This is a genomic window from Ferrovum sp. (genome assembly GCF_027317285.1).
Lineage (GTDB): Bacteria > Pseudomonadota > Gammaproteobacteria > Burkholderiales > Ferrovaceae > Ferrovum.
This window is the reverse complement of record NZ_DAHVHV010000040.1, coordinates 1-19,509: the sequence shown is the minus strand read 5'-3', so window position 1 is coordinate 19,509 and position 19,509 is coordinate 1. Positions and strand designations below refer to the sequence as shown.

The following is a 19,509-nucleotide window of genomic DNA, read 5'->3' as shown; positions in this document are numbered from 1 at the left end:
TGGAGTTATGGATATGCAAACGCCAACTTCCTTGCCGCTAACAGACCCAGAACTTAGAGCGCTACGAACATCCGAAAGTAGTTACCGTCGATTGTTTGAAACGGCTCAGGACGGGATCATACTTCTTAACGTTGATACGGCCCAGATTGAAGATGTCAACCCCTATTTGGTCAATATGCTGGGTTACACGCATGCGGAGTTTCTGGGGAAAAAGTTATGGGAAGTGGGGCCATTTTCGGACAGATTCGAGAGCAAAGAAATGTTTGCCGAACTGCAAACAAATGGGTATGTCCGATACGAAGATCTTCCTCTCAAAACAAAATCAGGGGAACGGGTTCAGGTTGAATTCGTTAGTAATACCTACGACTGCGATGGTATCCGGGTCATTCAGTGCAACATTCGTGATATTACCAAACGCAAGGCAGCCGAGGGGGAAATCCAGCGGCGCACGCATCTCTATTCTGCGCTGAGCCAGTGCAACAAGGCGATTGTGCACTGTACCAGCGAGGAAGAGTTGTTCCTGAAAATCTGTTGTGCGGCGGTGCGGTTTGGAAGGATGAAGATGGCCTGGATCGGCCTCATCGATGCCGAGACGCTCGTGGTGCGACCGGCCTGCAGTATCGGTAGTGGCGTCGAGGAGTTGGGAAATATAGAGATCTCGGCAGACGCTGATAGCCCCTTCGGGCACGGCCCCATCGGAACCGCCATTCGCGAAAACCGGACGATCTGGAGCCAGGATTTCATGAATGATCCACTCACTGCCCCATGGCAAGAATATGCCGCGCGCGGTGGTTGGGCGGCCTCGGCATCGCTGCCGCTGCACCGGAATGGTGTCGTTATTGGTGCTTTTTCCTTGTATGCAGGCGAAATCAATGCGTTCGATGAAGCCGCGTGCGACCTGCTGGTTGAAATGGCAAACGATATTAGTTTTGCACTGGGCAATTTCGCTAACGAGACTGCGCGCAGGCAGGCGGAGCAGGACCTGCGCATTGCCGCCATCGCCTTCGAAACACAGGAAGGCATCATCATCACCGATGCTCATAACGTCATCCTGCGCATCAACAAATCTTTCACCCGCCAGACCGGGTACAGTGCCGAGGAAGCCGTCGGAAAAACCCCCGCTCTGCTCAAGTCGGGGAGGCAGGATGCTGAATTCTATCGACAAATGTGGGAAACTCTGGCCCAGGACCACTACTGGCACGGCGAAATCTGGAACCGGCGCAAAAATGGAGAAATCTATCTGGATTGGCTCACCATTACGGTAGTGACTGACGTCGAAGGTAAAGTCACGAATTATGTCAGTTCCTTTTCTGACCTCTCCCAATTCAAGAAAGATGAAGCCGCGATCCACGCCCTGGCATTTTATGATCCATTGACTGGTCTACCCAACCGGCGCCTGTTGGTCGAACGCCTGCAGCATACCTTTGCCGCCAGTGCGCGTGATCACAACCACGCCGCCCTCCTGTTCATCGATCTCGACAACTTCAAGATTCTCAACGATACCAAGGGTCATAATATCGGCGACCTATTGCTGATCGAGGTGGCCAGTCGGCTGCGGGCCTGTGTACGTGAAGGGGACACTGTGGCGAGGCTTGGGGGCGATGAGTTCATCGTCATACTTCAGGAGTTGGATGAAGAGTCTTTGCAGGCTGCTGCCCAGGCGGAAATTATCTGCGATAAAATACTTGCCGCCATCAGTCAGCCTCGTTATTTGCTGGCAGATGACGAATATCAAAGTTCCGCCAGCATTGGGATCAGCCTGTTTTGCAATCAGGAGGTCACAGTAGACGAATTGCTCAAACGCGCTGATACTGCCATGTACCAGGCGAAGAACGCCGGACGCAATAGCCTGCGTTTTTATGACCCGGCCATGCAGGTTGTACTGGAGGCTCGCACGGCATTGGAAAGTGATTTGCGTCGTGCCCTGTCGGAGAACCAGTTCAGGCTACACTACCAAATGCAGGTTAGCCAGACCGGCCATGTTTTCGGGGCCGAGGTGTTGGTTCGCTGGTTGCATCCGCAACGTGGCCTGGTTTTACCCCTGCAGTTCATCTCGTTGGCTGAAGAGACGGGCCTGATCCTGCCCATCGGGCGGTGGGTGCTGGAAACGGCTTGTGCCCAACTCAAAATATGGGAAGCCGATCCGCTTACCTGTGACCTGCAACTTGCCATCAACGTCAGCGCACAACAATTTCACCAGCCTGATTTCGTCGAGCAGGTACGCCAGACGTTGCACAGACATGCGCTCAACCCCAACCGGATCAAACTCGAACTCACGGAGAGTCTGGTTCTGGACAACATCGATGACACCATCGCCAAGATGCAAGCGCTCAGACAGAGTGGGGTGCGTTTCTCCATGGATGACTTCGGCACTGGCTACTCATCGTTGTCTTATCTGACCCAGTTGCCGCTCGACCAACTGAAAATTGATCAGTCCTTCGTGCGCAACATCGGCGTAAAACACAGTGATTCGATCATCGTGCAGACCATCATCGGCATGGCTAATAACCTGGAGATGGAGGTGATCGCCGAAGGGGTGGAGACAGAAGAACAGCGTGTATTTCTGGAGCAACATGGTTGCATTTTCTACCAAGGATACTTGTTCGGTAGACCGATGCCTGTTGAGGAATTCGAGGAAAAACTGGGAAGTTTGCAGCAGTTTCCAGTAATGTGAAACAGCCGCTGTTGCGCTGCGAGAAGCGCTCTGATTTTCAGGGATCGTTTTTCAGTGAAGATCGATTCACTAAAACCAGCGATGCATCATCTTGCGGGGGGTATGAGGTGCATCGCTGGAAGGGTAATGCCTGATTATTTTTTGCGTTGCCAGTTGGCGTTGTCAGCAATGAAACAGAATAAGGCAGTTCCCACGATTCCAATGATTTCATACATCACGATGTTACCCATGGCGCAATCTCCTCAAATTTTTGTCTGAATGCGATACCGTTCTATCCCGCCGATTATTTTTTGGTAGGACGGCCTGATTTTAACCATAAATTTGATTAAGATCAAATAAAAATAATGAAAAATATGGTAGCGCTCGACTTTCATGTGTAACTAATTGAACCGAAGGGTTTTTTATTGAGACCTTGAATCGTTCTCCGTGCGATTCAAGGTCGGGAGGGGGGAGAGGAAGGCAAAAAGTCGCTTGATGCCGAGAGGGAGAATTCTGCTATAATGCCCGCTTCATGGCGTGGGTCGTTAGCTCAGTTGGTAGAGCAGCGGACTCTTAATCCGTTGGTCGAAGGTTCGAATCCTTCACGGCCCACCATCAATTCCATGAAAATAAACGATTTTTTGACCGTTACCTTGGGTCGGGGGCGTAACGGTTGATTCTGGTGGGCTTCGCTCTCGCGAACTCAGGCTCCAATCAGGTCGGGCTGTTCCGGTTACTGCTTTCCAAGGTTTCCGTTTCATTCGCGAAACGACAGTCATGGGTTCAGGTGCTACCATATGTGCTGCGCCGCGTCCGACCAAAATGGGAACTGCTCCATACGCTCCAGTCAGGAGGTAATGCCATGCGACAATTCGGATTTGTGGGTACTGCAATGTGGATTGCGGTAGGTGGAATCGTCAGCGTTTCTGCGCGGGCTGAATTGCCCATGAAACCTGGGTTATGGGAAATTCAACCCACGGTGCAGTTGCCGTCGCCATCACAGAACGGCACACGGCCTACGCTCGACATGAGTCAGGTCATGCAGAGCATGTCGCCTCAAATGCGCGGTCAAATGGAAGCATTGCTTCAGAAGCAAGGGGTGTCCATGGGGGCCAACGGTGGTATACGCATCTGTATCACCCGGGCCATGATCGAACAAAACCGACTGCCTCAGAAAAATGGTTGTGAAAGTTCCGTGACCAGTCAGTCCGGAGACAAGTACAAACTGCATTTCAGTTGTGGCAACCCACCGACCACCGGCGAGGGTGAAGTCGTGTTCCAGAACAGCGAGGCTTACACCACGCAGGTAGAAATTACCCACCCGGAGCAGGGCAAGGAGTTGAGTGTGACCATGGAATCCAGCGCCAAGTGGCTGGGTTCGGATTGTGGCAGCCTGCAACCGTAGCGCCATGCTTTCCGCCGGACAATTTCCTCATGGGAAACCCCGTCAGGGGCTGCGGTAACGGGTGTCATGGACGCAAAGCGGGGGCTGCGGGCGATGTGGGGGGTGGGGCTTGCCCGGTCCTGGTTTCATCGTGCTGAAGGTGCCGCATCAGTTCTGAACGGATGGCTTCCAGTTTGGCCTTGAGTTTGCGTTCATTGGATAACCCAAGCCGGATCATCATTTTTTGTCCGGCAGATCTGTTTTCCAGATCATCGTCAGAAAACTGGTACAGCACATGTCGCTGAACCAGTGGTATGGGCGGTGAAATTTCCGGGGCCTTGATCAGATCATCCAGGACGGCCAGCAGTCGGGCGTTGAAATATTGCCCGGGGTGCCCCAACTGTTCGTAGGCCTCCTGAAGCAGGGGATAGGCCTCCAGGTACAGGCTGACTACCGCCTTGGCATCCACGGCGTCGACGAGGCGCATATAGGGGGCATATCGCGCCGAGTTGGCGGGATCGATGCTCAATACCCCCGCCTGATCCCTTACCATGAAACCGCCCTCGGGCACATCTACGGGCAGTCCATTCGCTGGAATATTCTGGCGCAGGAGGTTGTCAATGGTGGAGACGATATGGGTGATCAGGTTTTCATCATTGAAGAGGCGCATCGATGATCTGTTTTTGGTCAGATGTGCGATGCTCTCGAGCATGAAGGGATCACTCTTGCCCAGAGGCGGGAGGCTGGGACCCTTTGGTGCGGGTGACTCGATGATTTTTGCCGACTCTGGAACGAGGGGTGGGTTCGGGGCAGACGCGGGGCTGGCAGCCGGCGGGGGAGGAACCTGCCGTTGAAGGCTGGCCTGTTCGTCCGACGACTTTTTCCAGTAGAGATACCCGGCAAATGCACCACCGACAATCGGGAGGATGATCAATGAGACCTGCAATGCTTTCTTCATTGAAGTGTCCTTGTCTAATGGGAAAGGTTGGACACTGTAGCACAGGAAATATTGCAGGAACTGCTTCAGAATGTCATGAAAATGGCGCAGTGATGGTTATTGGCCCTGAGGTGGCATGCCTCATGCCTTTACCCCATCCTTGAGGGCAACCCTTCGTGTTCTACAGGTCTCCGTGGCCTTCGGATTCCTTGTCTTCATCTTTCCAGTGGCGAATATTCTTGTAATCGATGCGTTTCTCCAGTGCACGGCTTTCATGAAAAAAGAGTCGCATGACAAGCACGTACAACACCAGAAAAATCGCTACGCCTATACCTATCCATAGTGTCATATTCATTCCTTCAGGATGGAATGGAACGCAGAGAGGGTCAAGCCCAAATTTTTCTGTTACCCGAATTTTGAATGGATATCGTTCATGGCATTTTTGAGTTCATCCCAAATTTTGTCTGCAGAGACTTTGACAACTTCCCATGCTTCACCGCTGACCCTTCCAATATCCTTCAGTTTTTCGGATGCGGCATGATGTTTGGCGCGCAATGCATTCAGTTCCACAACACGTCTTGTTTCCAGGTCGGCCGTTGCAGTCACCAGTTTGGCCTCCAATAGTTCGATTTGAGCGTTCCATTCTTTCAGTTGTGCGGCCATTCTTTGACTATAGACTTCTTGAGTTTCCATGCATTTCTCCGTAAGTTCTGGGCTGCTTCCATGCCAGAATGTTGTCAACCGACAGGACGCCACTGACGGCACAGACCATTGCTTGTACCTTATTCACCCACTTGCTTTCCGTGCGTTATCGCACATAAAAGGGGGGCAATCACCGGAATCTCGTGCTTGTAACTCATTATATTCGCAGGCCGATTTTTCTGGTTTTGCATGGTCGAGCACGGTTAATGTGCTCACAATTATCGTTGATCGAGCCCACTTTTGCGACATACGATAACAACATGATCGTGATCGTGATATTCTTTTCCTGGCTCGCCCAACCGAATCCTGTGCCAAAGTCGCCGTACGATTTGAAAATTGTTTTTTATCACATGGTTGTGGAAGTTTTTTGAAACTATCTGGGGGCAGGTGGGTGGGGCTGATCTAATGCGTGGGGGGAGTGCTGCTCAGCAGCAGGCAAGAAGAACGAACTACTACAGGGGTAACTTCAATGACGAAAAAGCAAAAGATTGCCATCGTAGGACTGGGAAGGGTTGGATCGGTTTTTCTGGAAGCGCTGCTCAGCAAGGCCAACAAAGGACTCGAGATCGTCGCCGTTGCTGAAAAGGGCGATACACCGGGCTGCCGCCTGGCTCGAGCGAATGGTATTGAAGTCCTCGATGTGGATGGCTTGATCGGGAAAAGCAGTGGCGTGGACATCATTTTCGATTTGACCGGCGTGTCTGCTGTACGGCAGGAATTGCGGGAAAAGTTGTTGAAATCGACCAACCGGCATACGGTCATCGCTACGGAAAGCATTGCCCGCATGATCTGGATCTTCATTGCCGATACTGAATTGCCTGACATACATGCCGTGGCAGGATACTGAGACAGGGCGTCATACCTCCGATTACCCGATATAGGCCGGATTGGGCGTGATCGGAGCCTCATTTCGGTCAGGACCTGGCAGGCAGCCTGAAAGCAGCACCGTGCGCCGGGTTGTCGCGTATCATTGGCAGAGTCGTTCCTCCCTTCGTAACGCCACTCGGTAATTAAAATGAAGCCCAGTAAACTCGGCCTGATTTCGTTGTTGCTCTGGATTGTCACGGTCGCCGCGCTTGCATGGTTTTTTATTCGTGGGAACACCACGGTAGGGACGGACCATCGAACTGCGATAGTTCTGCAAGCCAGTGAGCGTGATTTCGTCTTGTCCGAAATGCGGGGAATGCTGGTTGCGACCCAAGGTATCCTGGAAGGGGTAACTCGGGGCGACATGCAGGCAGTCACCAAGGCTGCCAGTGCGGCGGGCATGGGTGTGGCTGCTGATGCGAATCCGGCACTCATCGCAAAATTGCCACTGGACTTCAAAGCATTGGGCATGAGCGTTCATCATGATATGGACGACATGGCCAGGGCTGCCGCTACGGGAACGCCCGCCCCTGAGATTTTGAAGATGGAGGCGAACACATTGGCGAAATGTATTGCCTGCCATTCGACGTGGCAACTACAGGCAGCGCGTTAAATCCGGATCACCTCAACCGGGCCTGTGACCTTTTCGTACGGTGGCGCCATTTGTGAGACGAAAACTAAAATTGACAAAACTCATTTTCATGGAGTAAACATTCAGAGGACGACTCGAGTTCGGATGGTCCGAAAGACCCCACCGATGTTCGTGTGTCAGGAAGGTATCCCATTTCAGGAGGCGTGACATGGAAAAAACAGAAAAACCGGAATCATCGAGAAAGTCGGTCAAACCCGGAAAAACCACGACAGAGACCCAGACAACGAAGACTGTCGCTGCAAAGACTTCCAGAACGAAGACTGCCAAGGTCAAGGTGCCGGATGAACCCATCCCCCCGATTTCCCCCGTTTTGCGAGAAGAGGTTGTGGCTACGGCGGCTTACTTCCTTGCAGAAAAGAGGGGGTTTGTTCCGGGGTTCGAGTTGCAGGATTGGCTCGAGGCGGAGGGTACTCTGCAGAAACTTCCTTCTTCCAGGGGACGGAATGGGTAAAATGCGCTTCAATCCAGAGAAGAGGGAGGGGGGTATGAAGGGTCGGTTGAGTGTGCTTCGGGGTTTGCGACGGGTCCTGGTCGGGATGGCGATGCTGGCTGCTGGAGTCTGGGACTGCCAGGGGGTCAGTGCAGAAGATCTCCCCGTCATCCATAACCCTGATGCCTCCGGTGCACTCCCGAAGTTGGAGTTGCTCTGGCTGGGGCAATCGGCCCTTCGTTTGACCACTCCGGGCGGAAAGGTCATCCTGATCGATCCGTTCATGACGCAAAACCCGAAGACCCCGGAAAAATATAAGGACCTGGATAATCTGGGCAAAGTGGACCTGATTCTGGTGACCCACGCCCACCCTGATCATTTGGGCGATGGGCCTGCTCTGGCCAGGAAGTACCATATTCCCCTGATTGGTCCGGCAGGAATGAATCAATCCCTGGTGGCATTGGGGGTGCTGCCTGCCGAACTGGCGCCGGGGATGAACAAGTCGGGAACGGTCACTCCCCTGGGACCCAATATTCATATCACGATGGTGCATGCCGAACACAGTTCCGAACTGGATTGGCTCAATCCAGCGACAGGTCAGCACGAGATTCATAATGGCGGAGAACCGGTAGGCTACGTGATCGAATTGGAAAACGGGTTCAAAATCTACGACATGGGTGATACCGGGTTATTCAGCGACATGAAATTCATCGGTGATTATTATCGTCCCGATCTGGTGGTGATACCGATTGGGGGGAACTACACCATGGGGCCCGTCGAAGCGGCTTTTGCCATGCGTTACTGGATTCATGCCCGCTATGTCCTTCCTGTGCATTACGGAACCTTTCCCCTGTTGAAGGGAACCCCGGAGGAGTTCATCAAGGCCCTGGGGCCGACCCGGACCAAAGTACTGGAACTCAAGCCGGGTGGAACCGTTTCTTTTTAACTTATTTCAGGAATCCTGCGAGAGATGCATCACATCGTTCCGGTCATTCTTTGCGGAGGTTCGGGGACACGTCTCTGGCCCTTGTCCCGTGCGGGTTTTCCCAAGCAGTTTCTTCCCCTGACGGGTAAGGAAAGCCTTTTTCAGCAGTCGGTGGTACGGGCGCGTGCGCTTGCAGGGACGGACATCCATCTGGATGATTTGCTTCTGGTCATGCATGAGGATCACCGGTTTCTGGCGCTCGATCAACTGAATGCCATGGAATCTGCAGAGGCAGTTCATTTCCTGCTGGAACCTGTGGCGCGGAACACGGCGCCAGCATTGACCCTGGCTGCCCTTCAGGCACAGTCTTCCGGGGAAGACCCCATTCTGGTCGTGATGCCTGCCGATCAAAACGTGGCAGAGCGCGATGCTTTTACCGAGGCGGTGCGACGCAGTATCAGGACAGCGGCTCAGGGAGGGGTGGTTCTTCTGGGGATTCCCCCGGATCATCCCGAGACGGGGTACGGCTATATTCGGCGTACAGGACAGGTGGATCTGCAGGGAACCTGGGAAGTGGGGCAATTTACGGAAAAACCGGACCTTGAAACAGCCCAAAAATACCTGGAGAGCGGGGAATACACCTGGAATGGGGGCATGTTCGTGCTGCGAGCGAGCGTATGGCTCGCTGCGTTGGGCGAGTTTCGTCCTGATATTCTGGAACCCGTTCGATCGGCTTGGGAAAAGCGTTCGGTGGATGGGATATTCACACGACCGGATCAGGGGTTCTTCTCCCAGGTGCCCAGCGTGTCGGTGGATTATGCGGTTGTGGAACGGTGTCCCGGTTCATTTGTCCCCATCCGGATGACCCCACTGCAGGCGGGGTGGAGCGATCTTGGGGCCTGGGACGCGGTCTGTCAGGCGAATGTGGCAGATGTTTCGGGCAACGTCACGCAGGGCGACGTTTTGCTGGTGGATACCCGGAATTCATTGGTTCACGCCAACTATCGCCTGGTTTCCACCGTGGGCGTGGATAATCTCGTGATTGTGGAGACACCGGATGCCGTGCTGGTGGCGGATCGTTCTCAAAGTCAGAAGGTCAAACAGGTCGTGACTGCCCTTCAGCAGCAAAAGCGGGAAGAACATAACCTGCACCGCAAGGTACATCGACCTTGGGGGTGGTACGACAGTATTGATGAGGGGGAACGCTTCAAGGTCAAACGGATCCAGGTCAAACCGAAGGCCAGTCTCAGCCTTCAAAAGCACTACCATCGGGCCGAACATTGGATTGTGGTGCAGGGGACTGCAGAAGTGACCTGTGAGGATCGGACTTTTTTGCTTCATGAAAACCAGTCTACCTATATTCCTCAAGGGGAAGTCCACCGTCTATCCAATCCGGGAACCATCCCCCTCGAGATTATCGAGGTGCAGTCCGGCGGGTATCTGGGCGAAGACGATATCGTTCGTTACGGCGATGTCTATGGCCGTCAGTGAGTGATCCCTTCGCGGCGCAGGACTTGCAGGGCGGTGCGCCACAGGATGAGCATATCCAGTCCCAGGGAACGGTGGGAAAGGTAGTAGGCATCCAGAGCCACTTTTTTGGGAATGGGAATTTCGTCACGCCCGTTGATCTGTGCCCAGCCGGTCAACCCGGGGACCAGGACATGGACCCCACAGGCAGTGCGCTGCTCGATCAGATCCTGTTGGTTGAACAGCGCCGGACGAGGTCCCACAAAACTCATGTCGCCCGTGAGAATGCTCCATAACTGGGGGAGTTCATCCAGGCTGGTTTTGCGCAGCAGCGAGCCCACCGGAGTCAGATACTGATCCGGGTCCTTCAGGAGATGAGTGGCCACGGCAGGCGTGCCCACGCGCATGGTGCGAAATTTCGGCATGGAAAATAACTGGTTGTTCCTGCCCACCCGTTGTGACCAGTACAGGATCGGTCCCGGTGAGGTCAGGCGCACCAGCAGGGCTGTGATCAATAGGACGGGTGATAACCCTGCAAGCACACCAAAGCCTGTGAGCAGGTCAAATAGTCGTTTGATTTTTTCGTGCGCCATGAAGGATCTTCCTTTGATCGGGCCACCACTGCAAAAGTCCTGCTCGCGTGGTGGTGGTGGGCTGATATTCGCAGCCGACATGGCCCTCGTAGCCCAGGGTATCGAGTAGGGCGAACAGAGAGGGATAATCGATGTCTCCGCCTATCGGCTCATGGCGTCCGGGGAAGCCGGCTATCTGCATGTGATGTACCCGTCCTGAGGGGACCCAGTGAAGCACCTCCTGGGTGACCTGCCCCTCCACGCGATGGCAGTGGTAAAGGTCCATCTGGACCCCCAGATTGGCGGCATCGAGGGTCTGGACCAAGGCGTGGGCCTGGGCTTGGTGGGTCAAAAAATAGTTGGGCATGTCCATGGGATTGATGGGTTCTATGACCAGACCCAGATGGTGAACGGCGGCCTGGCGACAAGCCCAGGCCAGGTTCTCCAGAAAGGTGTCCCGCAGGCGTTGGGGGGAGTCGTCGGGCCCCATGACACCTGCCATGACATGCAGACGGGGACAATGGGTGACAAGCGCATAAGGCAGGGCCACTTCAAGGAAACTCTGACGAAACTCCGCCTGTTTTTCTTCATGAATGGCCAGCCCGCGCTCACCCTGGGCCCAATTTCCGGGAGGGGTGTTGAACAACACCAGATCCAGTGCCTGATCTGTGAGTTGAACATGAAATTCCCGTGCAGGCAGTTCCTGATACGGGAATAGGCATTCGACGGCGCTGAAACCGTCGGTGGCCGCTTGAGCGGCACGATTGGGGAAAGGGACTTCAGAGTATAGCCAGTTCAAATTGGCGGAAAAATGGGGCATGATTTCAGGTGGGGTCGGCCAGAATGCCCCCGGTGATCAATACCAAAGCTCGTACCATCAGGAGGGCGCGGGCCTGATGGTGGTGCGTTGCCCTGGCCGAGGGGTCTCCTGCCAGAATTTTTCGGGCGCTCCAGATTTGGGCAGCTTCCAGCGCATAGAGCGTGATGAGTAGTCCGAAATGCATCCAGATGCCAAAAGAGTAAAGATCCTCCTGCTCGATCAAACGGTGCCACCAATGACGATGGGTATACAGGAACACGGGCATGGCAACGTCGAACAGGATGGTGGCGAGCATGACCGGCATGTGGAAACCGCGTCTGCGGGGATTGTAAAAGGCCACCAGCATGAGTGCATAACTGAGACAGGCCAGGACAAAGGGCGTTAGCATGAGGACTGGGTCTCGGGGAAAAAAACGGTGGCAAAAAAGATCATGGCAGCGGGGATTCTGTTTGGGCCTGGGCGACCATCCACTGGCACAGGGCTGCCAGCAGAGGGTCGTCTGCGCGGTGACTGGGAAGGCATAGGGCAAACTCCGAAGGACCTTGAACAAAACCCAGTGGTGCGACCAGGCGACCCTGATTGAGTTCCCTGCGGGCCAGACGTTCCGGTGCGATGGCGATGCCCAGTTTTGCCACGGCTGCTTCCAGCATCAGTTGTAAGTTGTCGAAGTGACGGACCAGGTGCAGGCGTGGGTTTTCCAGTCCGTTGAGTTCTGCCCAGTCGGTCCAGGCGTTACGACGGGACAGGGTGTAGAGCAAGGGTTGGCCAGAAAGATCAGCGGCCGTGTGGGGGAGGGGGGTCCAGTCCGGGGCGCAGACGGGGCCGGCGCGGTCGGAAAAGAGCGTCTGTCCCTGGACGCCGTGAGGCCAGGGGGGGCAGCCGCTGACCACCAGGGCATCGATGCGATCCGTGACCAGATCGTTGAAAGTTCCCTGGGTTTGTAATTGCAGACGGATATGAGGGTGTTGCTGTTCAAAGTTTTCCAGGCGCTGGATCAACCAGAGCGCCATGAACCCCCCTGGTGCGGCCAGGGTCAGTGTTTGCCCCGGGGGGGAGGCAAGTAACTGGTGACAGGCTTCTTCCAGTGCAGACAGGGCCTCGGTAGCGGCCCGTTGCAGAGTCTGTCCTGCGGGGGTCAGTTGAACGCCTGCCGCATGGCGGGTGAAGAGCGGTTGGCCGATCCAATCCTCCAACTGACGGATCTGATGGCTGACCGCACTGTGGGTCAGACATAATTCACGTGCCGCCAGAGAAAAGTTCAGGACCCGGGCACAGGCCTCGAAGATTCGGACCGCATGAAGCGAAGGGAGTTTTCTCATCAAAGGGATAAAAGACGACGATCAGCGAACAGTATACAACCTTGCCACCCCATGCCGGTCTTCAGTCACTCCGTTAACTGCATTTGCTGTCCCCGCAGTTGAGACAGGTCAGGCATCCATCCATTTTGATCACGGCCTGGGTGGAACATTTGGCGCACAGGGATGCGCCTTCAGGGAAGCCTGTCTCCTGAGGTTGGCCCGAGGCGTGACGTTTAACGAACTCCTGTCGTTTTTCCTCCAGAAAGACCTTCTGTTTGGGATCATGTTCGGGGCGGCTGAGCATGCCGATCTCCATCAGGTGTTCTTTGAGTACCTCTCCAATTTCAGCGACCAGACTGGGAATGTATTTTCCCCCTTTTTTGAAGTATCCCCCCTTGGGGTCGAAAACGCTGTGCAGTTCTTCCACCAGAAATGTGATGTCTCCCCCTTTTCGGAACACGGCAGACATCACGCGGGTCAGTGCCACGATCCATTGAAAATGCTCCATGTTTTTGGAGTTGATGAATATTTCAAAAGGACGGCGATGTTCCTGGGGCGTGCCAGCGTTCATGACGATATCATTGATGGTGATGTAGAGCGCGTGATCCGTCACGGGGGTCTTGATCTTGTAGGTATTTCCCACCAGTTTTTCGGGGCGGGAGAGGGGCTCGCCCAACTGGTGGATGGGCGCCAGAGAGTGGGGATTTCCCGGCGCAGAAAGGGGGTTGGACTGTTCTTCCGTAACGACGGTATATCCCACGATTTTCTTGTCGATTTTGAGGGTCATGATGGGGTCTTCCTTGAGCAGTGAACATGGGGGCAACGAGCCATTCTTCAGAACTTGCCGTAGTACCCTTCCTTCAGGGCATCATACAGGTTGGCGGCACTGTGCAATTCACCATCGTACTCGATGGTTTCGTTGCCTTTGGCATCGAGGGTGCTGCCATCCTCCAGGGTGAAACGGTAGGTGGTGTTTTCCAGATCCTTTTCCGTGACCAGTACCCCCTGGAAGGCCTCGGGATTGAAGCGGAAGGTCGTGCATCCCTTCAAGCCCTTTTCATAGGCATAAAAATAGATATCCTTGAATTCGTCATAGGGATAATCCGTCGGTACGTTGATGGTCTTGGAAATGGAACTGTCGATCCATTTCTGGGCAGCGGCCTGGATGTCCACATGAGCGCGGGCCGAGATGACGGAGGAATCCACGAAATAGTCGGGCAGACGGGTATCCTCATCCTGGGCGTGGGGCATGGCCTTGGGGTTGACGAGGGAGCGGTAGGCCAGCAATTCGTAGGAAAACACATCCACCTTTTCCTTGGATTTCTTTCCTTCCCGAATGACATTGCGGCTGTAATGGTGGGCAAAGGAAGGCTCGATTCCGTTGCTGGCGTTGTTTCCCAGCGAGAGAGAGATGGTTCCCGTAGGGGCAATGGAAGTGTGATGGGTAAAACGGACCCCTTGGGTGGCAATGCGTTCGCGCAGGGTTTCGGGAAACTGCTGGAAGTAACGGCTATAGCGTCCCAGCAAAACCTTTCCCGGCACGCTGTCCCCCACTTTCAGGCCGTCCCGGGCCATTTCAGGCCGTTGCGCGAGCAGTGCGGAGGTGATGACGAATGTTTCTTCCATGATGGGGGCTGGCCCCTTTTCTGAAGCCAGTTCCAGCCCGACCTCCCAGCCTTCCTCAGCCATGACGCGGGTTACTTCTTCGGTGAAGGCCAGGGATTCCGGGGACCCATAATTCATTCGCAGCAAGGTGAGGGTCGAGCCCAACCCCAGATAACCCATGCCATGCCGACGCTTTCGGATGATTTCCTCGCGTTGCTGAGGCAACGGCAGGCCATTGATGTCGACCACATTATCGAGCATTCGGGTGAAGATGCGCACGACTTCCCGATATTCTGTCCAATCGAAGTGAGCCTGTTCGGTAAAGGGGCAACGGACGAACTGTGTCAGGTTGATGGATCCCAGCAGGCACGCGCCGTAGGGAGGCAGGGGCTGTTCCCCGCAGGGGTTGGTGGCGCGGATGTTTTCGCACCACCAGTTATTGTTCATTTCATTGACCCGGTCGATGAGGATGAAGCCGGGTTCGGCATAATCGTAGGTGGAAGACATGATGACATCCCACAGACGGCGAGCCTTGAGCGTCTTGTAGATCCGGCAGGCGATCTTGCCATCGGCCCGCTCCACATATTTTTTTTCATGACTGGGCCAGTCGCGCCACACAATCTCGGCATTTGAGGCAACATCGAGGGAATCGGCCTCGCTCTGGCTGATCGGGAAAGCCAGGGGCCAGTTCTGATCGTTTTTCACCGCTTCCATGAATTCGCGTGTAATGAGACAGGACAGGTTGAACTGACGCAACCGTCCCGCCTCACGTTTGGCCTTGATGAAATCCGGCACATCCGGGTGGGAGATGTCGAAGGTCGCCATTTGGGCGCCTCTTCGTCCTCCCGCAGAGGACACGGTGAAACACATTTTGTCGTAGATATCCATGAAGGATAAGGGACCGGATGTATAAGCGCCTGCCCCCGCCACAAAAGCGCCCTTGGGGCGCAAAGTGGAAAACTCGTAACCGATGCCGCACCCCGCCTTGAGCGTGAGGCCGGCCTCATGAACCTTTTCCAGAATGCCGTTCATGCTGTCTTCCACGATGCCCGACACGGTGCAGTTGATGGTGCTGGTGGCCGGTTTATGTTCCAGTGCCCCGGCATTCGAGATGATTCTCCCGGCCGGAATGGCGCCGCGGCGCAAGGCCCAAAGAAATTTGTCATACCAGAAGGCCCGCTTTTCGTCGTTCTCTTCCGTATCGGCCAGGGCTCTGGCGACACGCTTGAAAGTGTCATCGATCTGCTGATCGATCGGTTCCCCCTGCTTGTTTTTGAGACGGTACTTTTTATCCCAGATATCCAGGGAAACGACTTGTAAGGGAACCTCTGGATGCGACAGGGAAGGAGACTTGGTTGCGCTCAGCATGGATATCCTCTGTGGAAAAAGTCAGTTCGATGTAGGGGCCTGAAAAAAATAAGGAAAATCAGAAAACCTCTAAAACCACAATATGTAGTGGTCAGGTTGGAAGGTTACCACTATTTGTATGGGGTGGTCAATAAAACGCTCATCGGGAACTGCGGGCAATGGCCCGCCCAAGCAGGTAAAAATAGAGGCGCCTTGGCAGCCATTGCGCGATCTTGAGCAGCGTCGTGAAGCGCTTGGGAAAGTGAATCTCGAAGTCACCGCGTTCCAATCCCGCAAGAATTTCATGGGCAGCCTGGTCGGGTTGCATCAGGGCGGGCATGAAATGGTCTGCATGCGAGGTCATGTCCGTGGCCACAAAACCCGGGCAGATACGCGAGACGCCGATGCCGTGCGGACGAAGTTCGAAGTACAAACCCTCGCACAGGTTATTGAGAGCGGCTTTGCTGGGTGCGTAGGCCAGGGCCCTGGGCAGGCCATTGTAGCCCGCCACGCTGCTGACGAAGGCAAGGTGCCCGTACCGTTGGCGGCGTAGCAGGGGAAGTACGGCGGCCAACACATGATAGGGGCCGAGCAGGTTGGTCTGCAACGTATCCTCGATCAAAGGCATCAGATCGGGGGTGAGGTCTGGGGCGCAGATTCCGTCGTAAACACCCGCGACGACCAGGACCAGGTCGATTCCTCCCCAGGCCAGAAGCAGGTTCTGAGCGATTTCCTGAATGTTTTGCGGAGCACGGATATCAAGTACGGTCAGGGTGGTGCGTGTTTTCTGATCGGGTGTCAGGGTGTCATGCCATTCCTGCAACCCCGAGAGGTCACGACCAGACAGGCAGAGACGGGCATTTTTGATGGCCAGGGCACGCGCTACTGCCGCGCCAATACCGCGGGTGGCGCCAATGATCCAGACGCGTTGATTGAACCATTTGGTCAAGGGAGGATTCAAAGGGCTAAGAAGGCGCATGAATTAATCTCTCCAGTGGTTTGCGCTCAATCAAATACGGAGACATTTGAAATCAGTTAGAATACTCGCCACCATTGTCATCAGACAGGATAATACAGTAACTATGGTAGATCACTCGACCACATTATCTCCCGAACCCATACCCATCATCGACCCTGCTGCGCCGTTCCCTGGTCGCAAGTTGGTTCGTTCGTGGCTGGTGCCGCTCTGCGGCAAGCGTACTGCCTTGCCAATCCTCATGATCGTCTTTGATTTCGCCCTGTTTTTTGGATTGATTTGGGCCACCGTCTGGTTTTCATCCGGTTTCGCCAAAATTCTGGCCGGCATGGTTGCGGGTTTTGTCATCGGTCGCCTTTTCATTCTGGGGCACGATGCCTGCCATCAAAGTCTGACGCCCCACCGCAAGTTGAACCGGGTATTGGGACGAATTGCGTTCCTGCCTTCCCTGACCCCGTACAGTTTGTGGGATATTGGCCACAATCTGGTCCACCATGGGCAAACCAACCTGAAGGGTTTCGATTTTGTCTGGGCACCCTATTCCCTGGAAGAGTACCGGGCTCTTTCTCCGGCGCGCCAGTGGCTGGAGCGGATTTATCGGAGCGGTATGGTGCCTGGCCTCTACTACTTCATAGAAATGTGGTGGTTGCGCATGTACTTTCCCACCAAGACCTACATGGGCGCACAACGTCCGGCATTCGTCTGGGACGGTCTGCTGGTTTCAGCATTCGCACTGGTCTGGGTAACGCTTCTGGCCATCATTGCCCACGTGACGCACCAGAGTTTCTGGATGACCGAATTGGCGGGCTTTCTGATTCCCTTTGTGTTTTGGAATTTCATGATCGGGTTCGTGGTTTACGCGCATCACACGCATACCCGGGTCGCATGGTACGACAACAAGGTTGAATGGACGCAAGCCCAACCCTTCGTTTCCACCACGGTGCATCTGATTTTTCGTTTCAGGGTGGGAGCACTGATGCACCATATCATGGAACATACGGCGCACCACCTGGATATGGGCATTCCGTTGTATCGCCTGAAGGAAGCGCAGAGTTTTCTTGAAACCCATCTGCCGGGTCGAATCGTTGTGCAGCCTTTCTCGTGGGCCTGGTATTTCAAGACAGCCCGGCTGTGCAAACTCTACGATTTCAAGTCTCGTTGCTGGCTCGATTTTAATGGTAACCGCACCAGCCAGCCGATGGCGAGTGTCGGAGCCTCGTGATCCTGAAACCGGCTTCTCGAACATGAAAAAGGCGACCCGCGGGTCGCCTTTTTCATTTCAGCAATAAAACTTACTTGGCAGCCTTGGTATCTGCAGCAGGAGTTGCGGCAGGAGCAGCAGCTTTCTTTTCTGCTTTCTTGGCGTGGTGATGCTTCATCTTCTTGGCTTCTTTCTTGGGGGCATCCTTGGGTGCATCGGCAGCAGCAGGAGCGGCGTCAGCAGCAGCAAAGGCGGTGGCGGTGAATGTGGCCAGCAGGGCGGCGATGAGAGTAGAACGAATCATGGTGATTTCCTTTGTTGTCGAGATTGATAACTTCATGGAACAAAAACTACTGCCCAAAAGGGGCGGCACTATTGTAACTGGTAAAACCCGTCACACGCGCCACATACCAACAACGTCCCATCAAAAAAAAGGTTGACAGGAAATGAGTGATTGCCAGAAGTGAGGTGGAGGCAACCATGTCGGGCAGGTTTGTACGGGGCTGAAAATTTCCATGGGCTTTTGAGTGACCAGGTCGGTTTCGCTGCCTTTCCTTGGGCGGGCATTCGATTTTGCCGGGTTTCCGGGTGATGCGTTTCAGGCCTCGATCGTCAAATTTTCGGCAGAAATCCTCATTCCCTCAGTCGGTTGTACGGGGTACGCTGGAAAGGGCGGAGGGTGAGATCTGTCGGCTTCCGAAAAAAGATTGTCGATAGAGTTGACATGCCCTGTGGGCTCTGTATAATGGCGATCTTTCGTTGCACAAATGCAGCGAAACAGGCAAAACTGATTGCTCTTTAAAAATTTGATACCGATAGGTGTGGGTACTACAAGGGAGTAATAAATTGTAGTGCTCACGAAGAAATAACCGTTAGGTTACTTTGAGTGGGGCGATGGCGCAGGAATGCGTTGTTGCAAAAGAGGATTTGAACTGAAGAGTTTGATCCTGGCTCAGATTGAACGCTGGCGGCATGCTTTACACATGCAAGTCGAACGGCAGCACGGGGGCAACCCTGGTGGCGAGTGGCGAACGGGTGAGTAATACATCGGAACGTATCCTTGAGTGGGGGATAACGCAGCGAAAGTTGTGCTAATACCGCATAAGCTCTGAGGAGGAAAGCGGGGGACCGAAAGGCCTCGCGCTGGAGGAGCGGCCGATGTCCGATTAGCTAGTTGGTGAGGTAAAGGCTTACCAAGGCGACGATCGGTAGCTGGTCTGAGAGGATGATCAGCCACACTGGGACTGAGACACGGCCCAGACTCCTACGGGAGGCAGCAGTGGGGAATTTTGGACAATGGGGGAAACCCTGATCCAGCCATGCCGCGTGAGTGAAGAAGGCCTTCGGGTTGTAAAGCTCTTTCGTGAGGGAAGAAAAGGTTCAGGCGAATACTCTGGATTGATGACGGTACCTCAAGAAGAAGCACCGGCTAACTACGTGCCAGCAGCCGCGGTAATACGTAGGGTGCGAGCGTTAATCGGAATTACTGGGCGTAAAGCGTGCGCAGGCGGTTTGTTAAGTCAGATGTGAAAGCCCCGAGCTTAACTTGGGAACTGCGTTTGAGACTGGCAAGCTAGAGTCTGTCAGAGGGGGGTAGAATTCCACGTGTAGCAGTGAAATGCGTAGAGATGTGGAGGAATACCAATGGCGAAGGCAGCCCCCTGGGATAAGAC

General features: G+C 54.4%; 19 protein-coding genes, 1 tRNA gene and 1 rRNA gene. 10 read left to right on the top strand and 11 right to left on the bottom strand.

Translation table 11 applies throughout. From position 1 onward, the window contains the following. Window positions 1-7: 7 nt before the first annotated feature. The 3 genes from M6F29_RS08910 to M6F29_RS08900 all read left to right on the top strand — a co-directional run bounded on the left by M6F29_RS08910 (window position 8) and on the right by M6F29_RS08900 (window position 4,058). Window positions 8-2,674, top strand: a complete 2,667-nt coding sequence (locus M6F29_RS08910) for a bifunctional diguanylate cyclase/phosphodiesterase (RefSeq protein WP_366525981.1) — start codon at window positions 8-10, stop codon at window positions 2,672-2,674. A 518-nt stretch (window positions 2,675-3,192) separates the two neighbouring features. After that, window positions 3,193-3,268: transfer RNA gene (locus M6F29_RS08905), tRNA-Lys, on the top strand. Between the two features lie 247 nt (window positions 3,269-3,515). Further along, window positions 3,516-4,058 carry a DUF3617 domain-containing protein gene (locus M6F29_RS08900; protein WP_297457543.1) on the top strand — a complete coding sequence of 181 codons (543 nt, stop codon included), beginning with the start codon at window positions 3,516-3,518 and terminating at the stop codon, window positions 4,056-4,058. Between the two features lie 64 nt (window positions 4,059-4,122). On the opposite strand, the gene M6F29_RS08895 is transcribed toward M6F29_RS08900, so the two are convergent. The 3 genes from M6F29_RS08895 to M6F29_RS08885 form a co-directional block, all read right to left on the bottom strand. Continuing rightward, the gene (locus tag M6F29_RS08895) at window positions 4,123-4,995 is read right to left on the bottom strand and encodes a DUF3014 domain-containing protein (RefSeq protein WP_298158761.1); all 873 of its coding nucleotides are present in this window, start codon (window positions 4,993-4,995) and stop codon (window positions 4,123-4,125) included. Window positions 4,996-5,155: 160 nt separating this feature from the next. Then, complete coding sequence (locus M6F29_RS08890) at window positions 5,156-5,323, bottom strand: hypothetical protein (protein WP_297485013.1); 168 nt, start codon at window positions 5,321-5,323, stop codon at window positions 5,156-5,158. Window positions 5,324-5,379: 56 nt separating this feature from the next. Next, entirely contained in the window at window positions 5,380-5,667 is a 288-nt protein-coding gene (locus M6F29_RS08885) for a sll1863 family stress response protein (RefSeq protein ID WP_297457538.1), read from the bottom strand. A gap of 478 nt (window positions 5,668-6,145) precedes the next feature. Here M6F29_RS08885 and M6F29_RS08880 point away from each other — a divergent pair, with 478 nt between their 5' ends. From M6F29_RS08880 to M6F29_RS08860, 5 genes are all read left to right on the top strand, one after another. After that, window positions 6,146-6,523, top strand: coding sequence for a Rossmann-fold NAD(P)-binding domain-containing protein (locus tag M6F29_RS08880; RefSeq protein WP_297485011.1), 378 nt, complete (start codon window positions 6,146-6,148; stop codon window positions 6,521-6,523). A 168-nt stretch (window positions 6,524-6,691) separates the two neighbouring features. After that, window positions 6,692-7,156, top strand: coding sequence for a hypothetical protein (locus M6F29_RS08875; RefSeq protein WP_297456617.1), 465 nt, complete (start codon window positions 6,692-6,694; stop codon window positions 7,154-7,156). A 187-nt stretch (window positions 7,157-7,343) separates the two neighbouring features. After that, entirely contained in the window at window positions 7,344-7,646 is a 303-nt protein-coding gene (locus M6F29_RS08870) for a DUF2934 domain-containing protein (RefSeq protein WP_298158757.1), read from the top strand. A 34-nt stretch (window positions 7,647-7,680) separates the two neighbouring features. Beyond that, window positions 7,681-8,571: a metal-dependent hydrolase gene (locus M6F29_RS08865; RefSeq protein ID WP_298158756.1), complete on the top strand. Its 891-nt coding sequence runs from the start codon at window positions 7,681-7,683 to the stop codon at window positions 8,569-8,571. Window positions 8,572-8,595: 24 nt separating this feature from the next. Continuing rightward, window positions 8,596-10,041: a mannose-1-phosphate guanylyltransferase/mannose-6-phosphate isomerase gene (locus M6F29_RS08860; RefSeq protein WP_298158753.1), complete on the top strand. Its 1,446-nt coding sequence runs from the start codon at window positions 8,596-8,598 to the stop codon at window positions 10,039-10,041. Here the strand turns inward: M6F29_RS08860 and M6F29_RS08855 are convergent. The 7 genes from M6F29_RS08855 to M6F29_RS08825 form a co-directional block, all read right to left on the bottom strand. Then, window positions 10,035-10,595 (bottom strand): sugar transferase, encoded by a 561-nt coding sequence (locus M6F29_RS08855; protein WP_366525980.1) that lies wholly within the window; start codon window positions 10,593-10,595, stop codon window positions 10,035-10,037. The genes M6F29_RS08860 and M6F29_RS08855 overlap by 7 nt on opposite strands. Then, complete coding sequence (locus tag M6F29_RS08850; RefSeq protein WP_298158747.1) at window positions 10,579-11,409, bottom strand: hydroxypyruvate isomerase family protein; 831 nt, start codon at window positions 11,407-11,409, stop codon at window positions 10,579-10,581. The genes M6F29_RS08855 and M6F29_RS08850 overlap by 17 nt, the downstream gene beginning before the upstream one ends. A gap of 4 nt (window positions 11,410-11,413) precedes the next feature. Continuing rightward, window positions 11,414-11,797, bottom strand: coding sequence for a hypothetical protein (locus tag M6F29_RS08845; protein ID WP_298158745.1), 384 nt, complete (start codon window positions 11,795-11,797; stop codon window positions 11,414-11,416). A gap of 40 nt (window positions 11,798-11,837) precedes the next feature. Continuing rightward, the gene (locus M6F29_RS08840; RefSeq protein ID WP_298158743.1) at window positions 11,838-12,728 is read right to left on the bottom strand and encodes a LysR substrate-binding domain-containing protein; all 891 of its coding nucleotides are present in this window, start codon (window positions 12,726-12,728) and stop codon (window positions 11,838-11,840) included. A gap of 73 nt (window positions 12,729-12,801) precedes the next feature. Continuing rightward, the gene (locus tag M6F29_RS08835; RefSeq protein WP_298158740.1) at window positions 12,802-13,494 is read right to left on the bottom strand and encodes a TSCPD domain-containing protein; all 693 of its coding nucleotides are present in this window, start codon (window positions 13,492-13,494) and stop codon (window positions 12,802-12,804) included. Window positions 13,495-13,541: 47 nt separating this feature from the next. Then, window positions 13,542-15,680, bottom strand: coding sequence for an adenosylcobalamin-dependent ribonucleoside-diphosphate reductase (locus M6F29_RS08830; protein WP_297456643.1), 2,139 nt, complete (start codon window positions 15,678-15,680; stop codon window positions 13,542-13,544). 139 nt (window positions 15,681-15,819) lie between these two features. Continuing rightward, window positions 15,820-16,638 (bottom strand): SDR family NAD(P)-dependent oxidoreductase, encoded by an 819-nt coding sequence (locus M6F29_RS08825; protein ID WP_298158736.1) that lies wholly within the window; start codon window positions 16,636-16,638, stop codon window positions 15,820-15,822. A gap of 103 nt (window positions 16,639-16,741) precedes the next feature. Between M6F29_RS08825 and M6F29_RS08820 the strand changes: the two genes are divergently transcribed. Further along, window positions 16,742-17,857, top strand: coding sequence for a fatty acid desaturase (locus tag M6F29_RS08820; RefSeq protein WP_298158733.1), 1,116 nt, complete (start codon window positions 16,742-16,744; stop codon window positions 17,855-17,857). Window positions 17,858-17,927: 70 nt separating this feature from the next. On the opposite strand, the gene M6F29_RS08815 is transcribed toward M6F29_RS08820, so the two are convergent. After that, complete coding sequence (locus M6F29_RS08815; protein WP_298158730.1) at window positions 17,928-18,140, bottom strand: hypothetical protein; 213 nt, start codon at window positions 18,138-18,140, stop codon at window positions 17,928-17,930. A gap of 625 nt (window positions 18,141-18,765) precedes the next feature. Here M6F29_RS08815 and M6F29_RS08810 point away from each other — a divergent pair. After that, window positions 18,766-19,509, top strand: a 16S ribosomal RNA gene (locus tag M6F29_RS08810); the annotation flags it as partial.

Excerpts from the sequence above, each read along its gene's own strand:
- M6F29_RS08910 (WP_366525981.1), top strand. The coding sequence starts at position 8 with ATGGATATGCAAACGCCAACTTCCTTGCCGCTAACAGACCCAGAACTT.
- M6F29_RS08900 (WP_297457543.1), top strand. The coding sequence starts at position 3,516 with ATGCGACAATTCGGATTTGTGGGTACTGCAATGTGGATTGCGGTAGGT.
- M6F29_RS08895 (WP_298158761.1), bottom strand. The coding sequence starts at position 4,995 with ATGAAGAAAGCATTGCAGGTCTCATTGATCATCCTCCCGATTGTCGGT.
- M6F29_RS08890 (WP_297485013.1), bottom strand. The coding sequence starts at position 5,323 with ATGACACTATGGATAGGTATAGGCGTAGCGATTTTTCTGGTGTTGTAC.
- M6F29_RS08885 (WP_297457538.1), bottom strand. The coding sequence starts at position 5,667 with ATGGAAACTCAAGAAGTCTATAGTCAAAGAATGGCCGCACAACTGAAA.
- M6F29_RS08880 (WP_297485011.1), top strand. The coding sequence starts at position 6,146 with ATGACGAAAAAGCAAAAGATTGCCATCGTAGGACTGGGAAGGGTTGGA.
- M6F29_RS08875 (WP_297456617.1), top strand. The coding sequence starts at position 6,692 with ATGAAGCCCAGTAAACTCGGCCTGATTTCGTTGTTGCTCTGGATTGTC.
- M6F29_RS08870 (WP_298158757.1), top strand. The coding sequence starts at position 7,344 with ATGGAAAAAACAGAAAAACCGGAATCATCGAGAAAGTCGGTCAAACCC.
- M6F29_RS08865 (WP_298158756.1), top strand. The coding sequence starts at position 7,681 with ATGAAGGGTCGGTTGAGTGTGCTTCGGGGTTTGCGACGGGTCCTGGTC.
- M6F29_RS08860 (WP_298158753.1), top strand. The coding sequence starts at position 8,596 with ATGCATCACATCGTTCCGGTCATTCTTTGCGGAGGTTCGGGGACACGT.
- M6F29_RS08850 (WP_298158747.1), bottom strand. The coding sequence starts at position 11,409 with ATGCCCCATTTTTCCGCCAATTTGAACTGGCTATACTCTGAAGTCCCT.
- M6F29_RS08845 (WP_298158745.1), bottom strand. The coding sequence starts at position 11,797 with ATGCTAACGCCCTTTGTCCTGGCCTGTCTCAGTTATGCACTCATGCTG.
- M6F29_RS08840 (WP_298158743.1), bottom strand. The coding sequence starts at position 12,728 with ATGAGAAAACTCCCTTCGCTTCATGCGGTCCGAATCTTCGAGGCCTGT.
- M6F29_RS08835 (WP_298158740.1), bottom strand. The coding sequence starts at position 13,494 with ATGACCCTCAAAATCGACAAGAAAATCGTGGGATATACCGTCGTTACG.
- M6F29_RS08830 (WP_297456643.1), bottom strand. The coding sequence starts at position 15,680 with ATGCTGAGCGCAACCAAGTCTCCTTCCCTGTCGCATCCAGAGGTTCCC.
- M6F29_RS08825 (WP_298158736.1), bottom strand. The coding sequence starts at position 16,638 with ATGCGCCTTCTTAGCCCTTTGAATCCTCCCTTGACCAAATGGTTCAAT.
- M6F29_RS08820 (WP_298158733.1), top strand. The coding sequence starts at position 16,742 with ATGGTAGATCACTCGACCACATTATCTCCCGAACCCATACCCATCATC.
- M6F29_RS08815 (WP_298158730.1), bottom strand. The coding sequence starts at position 18,140 with ATGATTCGTTCTACTCTCATCGCCGCCCTGCTGGCCACATTCACCGCC.